Annotated in this window: 8 protein-coding genes; 7 read left to right on the top strand and 1 reads right to left on the bottom strand. The window is 69.6% G+C overall.

What is annotated here, in order from left to right:
* Window positions 1-469, top strand: a 469-nt coding sequence (locus tag VF092_26685; protein ID HEX6750903.1) for a ferritin-like domain-containing protein, incomplete at its 5' end; no start/stop codon positions are given.
* 166 nt (window positions 470-635) lie between these two features.
* Here the strand turns inward: VF092_26685 and VF092_26680 are convergent.
* Window positions 636-1,031, bottom strand: a complete 396-nt coding sequence (locus tag VF092_26680) for an endonuclease domain-containing protein (protein ID HEX6750902.1) — start codon at window positions 1,029-1,031, stop codon at window positions 636-638.
* A 345-nt stretch (window positions 1,032-1,376) separates the two neighbouring features.
* Here VF092_26680 and rpmE point away from each other — a divergent pair, with 345 nt between their 5' ends.
* From rpmE to VF092_26650, 6 genes are all read left to right on the top strand, one after another.
* A complete protein-coding gene (rpmE, locus tag VF092_26675) occupies window positions 1,377-1,586 on the top strand; it encodes a 50S ribosomal protein L31 (protein ID HEX6750901.1) in 210 nt (69 codons plus the stop codon).
* A gap of 46 nt (window positions 1,587-1,632) precedes the next feature.
* The gene (gene prfA, locus VF092_26670) at window positions 1,633-2,694 is read left to right on the top strand and encodes a peptide chain release factor 1 (protein HEX6750900.1); all 1,062 of its coding nucleotides are present in this window, start codon (window positions 1,633-1,635) and stop codon (window positions 2,692-2,694) included.
* Between the two features lie 145 nt (window positions 2,695-2,839).
* Complete coding sequence (gene prmC, locus VF092_26665; protein ID HEX6750899.1) at window positions 2,840-3,709, top strand: peptide chain release factor N(5)-glutamine methyltransferase; 870 nt, start codon at window positions 2,840-2,842, stop codon at window positions 3,707-3,709.
* Between the two features lie 287 nt (window positions 3,710-3,996).
* Window positions 3,997-4,389: a YlbF family regulator gene (locus VF092_26660; GenBank protein ID HEX6750898.1), complete on the top strand. Its 393-nt coding sequence runs from the start codon at window positions 3,997-3,999 to the stop codon at window positions 4,387-4,389.
* An 8-nt stretch (window positions 4,390-4,397) separates the two neighbouring features.
* Window positions 4,398-5,078, top strand: coding sequence for a CDP-alcohol phosphatidyltransferase family protein (locus VF092_26655; GenBank protein ID HEX6750897.1), 681 nt, complete (start codon window positions 4,398-4,400; stop codon window positions 5,076-5,078).
* A 6-nt stretch (window positions 5,079-5,084) separates the two neighbouring features.
* A partial coding sequence (locus VF092_26650; GenBank protein ID HEX6750896.1) for an inositol-3-phosphate synthase occupies window positions 5,085-5,618 on the top strand: 534 nt, incomplete at its 3' end.

Below are 5,618 nucleotides of genomic sequence, written 5' to 3'. Positions count from 1 at the left end.
GCGGCCGCGCAGGGACTTGAAATCGCAAGGAGAGGGGTGGGAGATGGGCGATGTGAGCGAGCTGATCGACGGGCTGAACGTGGACCTTTCGGCCGAGTACCAGGCGGTGGTGATGTACCGCACCTACGCCGCGCTGGTGAGCGGGCCGTGGCGGCAGGAGCTGCGGGCGTTCTTCGAGAAGGAGATTCCCGACGAGCTGGGGCACGCGGCGTTCCTGGCCGACAAGGTGGTGGCGCTCGGCGGCACGCCGAGCGTCGACGTCGCGCCCGTGCCCATCCCCCGCGATGCGCGCGAGATGCTGGAGAACGCGCTGCAGGCCGAGGTCGACACCATCGAGCGCTACACGAAGCGCATCGACCAGGCCGATGCCTGCGGCGAGATCTCCATCCGCGTCCAGCTCGAGAACCTGATCGTCGACGAGTCCACCCACCGCGACGAGATCCGCCGCATGCTGATGGACTGGCGGTAGGCGACGACTCGCGGTCGGAGATCCGAGTGGCATCTCTGAAAGCGCGAAAGCACAGGTGCATACGGCCGGAGGGGGTGGCGCGCCGCGGCATCGCGCCCTCTCCGGCTCGCTTAGGCTCGCCACCTCTCCCGTACCGGGAGAGGTAGCCGGGCCGGCCTCCTGCCCCTCATCCCACATCACTGCGTCCGCAGTCGTCTGCGTCCTCCAGTGCTGCCAGGATCTCGCGGGCGACGAGGTGGATCCGGTCTCTGACGTCCTCGTTCGTGAAGCGCAGCACGCGATAGCCGCACTCTGCGAGATAGGTCGTGCGCTCGTCGTCGCGCTCCTCCTGCTTGTCGTGGATGGGACCGTCTACCTCGATGCACAGCTTCTTCTCCGTGCAGCAGAAGTCGACGATGAAGCGCTCGATCGGATGCTGCCGGCGAAAGTAGAAGCCCTTCTGCCGGTGCTTCCGCAGCACACCCCACAGCAGCCGCTCCTCCGACGTCATGTTCGCGCGCAGCTCCTTCGCGCGCCGCTGGATCTCGGCGCTCACACCGCGCATACGCCGCTGGCTCTGCATCGAAAACCTCTGAACAGGGTGGACAAGGCCGGAGCGCGCAACTGTACGGTCCGACTTGTCCGCCACCCACGCGCAGAGCCCAACGTTCCGCACAGATCCAGACAGGCTGATCAGAGTCGCGCAGATTTGAGGGAAGGGCTGGAAGGCGGCCCGGCCACCTCTCCCGGTACGGGAGAGGTGGCGAGCCTAAGCGAGCCGGAGAGGGCGGGATGCTGAGTTCCGCCAAGGAGTACGGGTTGCCCGAAAGCGCGAAATTTGATATACTTCACGCTTCCCTAGCGCAAAGCGGCCGGGCGAATGCGCCCGGATTCGATTGCCACGAAACACGATAGAGGCAGGTGCGCCATGAAGGCGGACATCCATCCCAACTACCAGGCCGTCACGGTGCACTGCGCCTGCGGCAACACCTGGCAGACCCGCTCGACCATCAAGGACATCCACGTCGAGGTGTGCTCGGCCTGCCACCCGTACTTCACGGGCAAGCAGAAGCTGATGGACAGCGCCGGACGCATCGAGCGCTTCCGCCAGCGCTACGCCAGCGCCGACGCGAAGTGACGACGAAGAGCCGGGGCTTCAAACCCCGGCTCTAGTTCTATCGACCATGGACGACCGCATCCGCGAGATCCGCCAGCGCTACGACGACCTGTCGGCGCAGCTGGCGGACCCCTCCATCCACGCCGATCCCAAACGTCTGCGCGACCTGAGCCGCGAGCACTCGCAGCTGGCCCAGGTGGTGGACACCGCCGCGCGCCTGGAAAAGGCCCGCGACGACCTCGACGGCGCCCGCGCGCTGCTGGCCGAGAGCGAGGGCGACATGGAGATGGCCGCCATGGCGCGCGCCGAGATCGAGCAGCTCACGGGCGACGTGGAGCGCCTGGACGGCGAGGTGAAGCGGCTGCTGATCCCCCGCGACCCGCTGGACGACCGCGACGCCGTGGTCGAGATCCGCGCCGGCACCGGCGGCGACGAGGCCGCGCTTTTCGCGGGCGACCTCTTCCGCATGTACCAGCGCTACGCCGACCGCCGCGGGTGGAAGACGGAGCTCGTCTCTGTCTCCGAGGGGACGGCGGGGGGATACAAGGAAGCGGTGTTCAACGTCCGCGGGGCCAACGCCTTCGGCGACCTGCGCTGGGAGAGCGGCGTGCACCGCGTGCAGCGCGTGCCCGCCACCGAGGCGCAGGGGCGCATCCACACCTCGGCCGCGACGGTGGCGGTGCTCCCCGAGGCGGAGGAGGTGGACGTGCAGATCAATCCCGCCGAGCTCAAGATCGACGTCTACCGCAGCTCGGGGCCGGGCGGGCAGTCGGTGAACACGACGGATTCCGCCGTGCGCATCACCCATCTCCCCACCGGGCTGGTGGTAACCTGCCAGGACGAGAAGAGCCAGCACAAGAACAAGGACAAGGCGATGGCGGTGCTCCGCTCGCGCCTGCTGGACGCGCGCATCGCCGAGCAGGAGGCCGAGCGCGCGCGCGACCGGCGGCTGCAGGTGGGCACCGGCGACCGCTCTGCCAAGATCCGCACCTACAACTTCCCGCAGAGCCGCGTGACCGACCACCGCATCGGGTTCACCACGCACGCGCTGCCGCAGGTGCTGGACGGCGACCTCGAGGAGCTGCTCGAGGCGCTGAAGCTGGCGTCGGAGACGGAGCGCGCGGCCTGACCTCTCCGCGGCGTCCGCGATCCTGGACCGCGGGTCTCACGCAGAGGACGCGGAGAACTCGGCGCGGGTCCCGTCTTCGGTCGTTTGAGATGAGTATTGTCGGGTCTGACGGTCACCCTGGAATCCACGCGAGCGGCGACGATCCGTGTCGGAAAAGCGCTGGACGGTGCTGGAGCTGGTCGGCTGGACGGCGAACTATCTGAAGGACAAGGGGTTCCATAACGCGCGGCTGAACGCGGAGCTGCTCCTGGCCGGGTCGCTGGGGATCAAGCGGCTGGACCTGTACCTCCAGTACGACCGGCCGCTGAAGGCCGACGAGCTGGCCGGCTTCAAGGCGCGGCTGCTCAGGCGTGCGAAGCGCGAGCCGCTGCAGTACATTGACGGCCACGCCGCCTTCCGCGACCTGACCCTCCGCGTCGACGCGCGCGTCCTGATCCCGCGCCCGGAGACGGAGGTGCTGGTGCAGGCGGTGCTCGACTGGGCCGCCGGCCGCGACGCCCTCTCCGCGCTGGACGTGGGCACGGGCTCCGGCGCGATCGCCCTGGCCCTGGCCACGGAGGCGGAGGGGCCGTTCAGCCGGGTCGTCGCGGTCGACGTCTCCGCGGACGCGCTGGAGGTGGCGCGCGCGAACCTCGCGGAGGCGGCGCCCGGCGCGCCGGTCGACCTCCGCCTGGGCGCCCTGTACGACGCGGTCTCCGGCGAGCGCTTCGACGTGGTCGTCAGCAACCCGCCCTACGTGGGCGACGAGGAGCGCGACGCGCTCGACGTCGAAGTCCGAGACTGGGAGCCTGCGGCGGCGCTCTTCGCCGGCACCGGCGGGCTCGACGTGATCCGCCCGCTCGTCGCCCGGGCCCCCGATCACCTGAACGCCGGCGGATTGCTGGCGATGGAGATCGGCGCGGCGCAGGCGGACGCGGTGTGCGACATCATCCGCGCGACGGGTGCGTTCGCCGAGCCGCGGGTGCGAAAAGATCTCGCCGGGCGCGACCGCATCGTGCTGGCGGAGATGGCGTAGGGCCCGGCGTCCGCGCTGAGTTCTCCCCCGCCCCTGCGAAGCGGGGAGGGGGGCGGGGGGAGGGGGCCGCCTGCGGCCGCGGAGATGCCCGCGTTCCGCCCCCGCGTGAGGGATGCGCGCCCGGAGGGTCGGGACACCGCCGCGCGCGACGGATCTGGACGGATCGCGAAGATGCCGGGCGCGGCGGGGGCCCGGCGCGGTTGGGCACAGTTGTATCGTGCCCTACCGCGCGCGCAGCCCGGCCCCCGCGCAGCGGGGGACACGCCCGAACCTCACAGTTCAAGCAGTTGCAGTTCCCTTACTTGCTGAAGAAGGACGGCCGGATGGAGCAGATCTGGGAGAAGGCCCGCGAGATCGGGCGGCTGGTGGCGCAGAGCGACGAGTACAAGGCGCTCAAGCGCGCCAACGACCGCCTGTCGGACGACCGCGACACCGTGGCCGGGATCAACCGCCTGGGAACGCTGCAGGAGAGCATCGGCGTGGCGCTGCAGTCGGGGCGCGAGCCCGACGAGGCCGAGCGCGAGGAGTTCGAGCGCCTGGCCACCACCGTGCAGTCCAGCGGCGCCTACCAGGCGTTCGAGGCCGCCCGGTCCAACTTCGACCGCCTCATGATGCGCATCGACGAGGAGATCGCGAAGGGGATCGAGGCCGGCGAGCAGAGCCGCATCATCCTGACCTGACGTTTGCAGTGCTGAAGTTCCAGCCTTCCGCGTACCGCGCGCAGATCTCGCGGATCCTGGTGCGCCCGCTCGACTTCCTGGTGCGGCGCCGGGTGAACCCGAACTACGTGACCACCGTGGGCGTGGCCGTGAACCTGGCCGCGGGCCTCGCCTTCTTCCTGTTCCACATCCAGCTCGGCGGCGCGCTGGTGCTGCTGGGCGGCTTCCTCGACATCGTCGACGGGCAGGTGGCGGTCCGCACCGGGCAGACCACCAAGTTCGGCTCGTTCTACGACAGCACCACCGACCGCATGGCCGAGATCGCGTGGATGCTGGGGGTGATGTCGCTGTACCTCGGCAAGGAACCGAACATCGGCGAGCCGTGGATGGCGTACGTCGTCGCCGCCGCCCTGGCAGGGTCGCTGATGGTGAGCTACACCCGCGCCAAGGCCGAGTCGCTGGGGATCGACTGCAAGGTGGGGCTGATGCAGCGCGCCGAGCGGATCATCCTCGTCGGCGGATCGACGCTCTTCTTCGGCAGCTGGCACCGCGGCGTGGTGCTGACCTGGGTGATCATCGCCATGGCGGTGCTCACCAACCTGACGGCCATCTACCGCATCTGGTGGGTGGCGCAGTACCTCCGGAAGACCCAACCCGTTCCTTCCGCCCCGGCCACCGGCCGGAGCGTTCCCGAACCCGTCAACAGGTAGACCACCGTGCGCACCGACCAGTACGCGCCGCGCCCCGCGGGGGGCCGGCTGGGCATCCTGCTTCCCGGCCTTGGCGCCGTGTCGACGACCTTCATCGCGGGCGTGGAGCTGGCGCGCCGCGGGCTGGCGCGCCCCATCGGCAGCCTCACCCAGTACGGCACCATCCGCCTGGGCAAGCGCACCGACAACCGCGCGCCCAAGATCAGCGACTTCGTCCCTCTCGCCAGCCTGAACGACATCGTCTTCGGCGCCTGGGACCCGTTCCCGCAGGACGCCTACGAGTCGGCGCTGAACGCCGGCGTGCTGGACCGCCACGAGCACATCGAGCCCATCAGGGACTTCCTGCAGTCCATCAAGCCGATGCCCGCGGCGTTCGACCAGCGCTACGTGAAGAAGCTGGAGGGGATCAACGTCAAGCCCGGCACCAGCAAGCGCGCCTGGGCCGACGCGCTGCGCGAGGACATCCGCCGCTTCAAGCAGGAGAAGGGGTGCGACCGGCTGGTGATGGTGTGGTGCGGCAGCACCGAGGTGTACATCAAG

This window comes from Longimicrobium sp. (genome assembly GCA_036377595.1).
Classification (GTDB): Bacteria; Gemmatimonadota; Gemmatimonadetes; order Longimicrobiales; family Longimicrobiaceae; genus Longimicrobium.
Note: the sequence above shows the minus strand (reverse complement) of the source record. Positions and strands in the feature narration are given on the sequence as shown.

Coding starts and splice junctions, on each gene's coding strand:
- rpmE (HEX6750901.1), top strand. CDS start 1,377: ATGAAGGCGGACATCCATCCCAACTACCAGGCCGTCACGGTGCACTGC.
- VF092_26680 (HEX6750902.1), bottom strand. CDS start 1,031: ATGCAGAGCCAGCGGCGTATGCGCGGTGTGAGCGCCGAGATCCAGCGG.
- prfA (HEX6750900.1), top strand. CDS start 1,633: ATGGACGACCGCATCCGCGAGATCCGCCAGCGCTACGACGACCTGTCG.